Raw genomic sequence first — 282 nt, 5'->3', positions numbered from 1 at the left:
GACCGGCGAGACGTTCACCGAGAAGGGCGAGCAGCCCTACCCCGTACCGGAAGCGATGACCACCGCAGAGATCCGTGCAGCCCTGGAGGACTTCGTCACCGCCGCCCGCCGGGCCATCGAGGCGGGAGCGGACGGCGTGGAAATCCACGGCGCCAACGGCTACCTGCTCCACCAGTTCCTCTCCCCGGCGGCCAACCAGCGCACCGATGAATACGGCGGCTCGCCGCACAACCGCGCCCGCTTCGTCGTCGACGTCGTCACGGCCATCGCCCAGGCCGTCGG

Annotated in this window: 1 pseudogene; it reads left to right on the top strand. The window is 70.6% G+C overall.

What is annotated here, in order from left to right:
* Positions 1-282 (top strand): annotated as a pseudogene (locus KUM49_RS38285) (alkene reductase); the annotation flags it as partial.

Source organism: Streptomyces sp. AC555_RSS877 (assembly GCF_019049245.1).
Lineage (GTDB): Bacteria > Actinomycetota > Actinomycetes > Streptomycetales > Streptomycetaceae > Streptomyces.
Note: the sequence above shows the minus strand (reverse complement) of the source record. Positions and strands in the feature narration are given on the sequence as shown.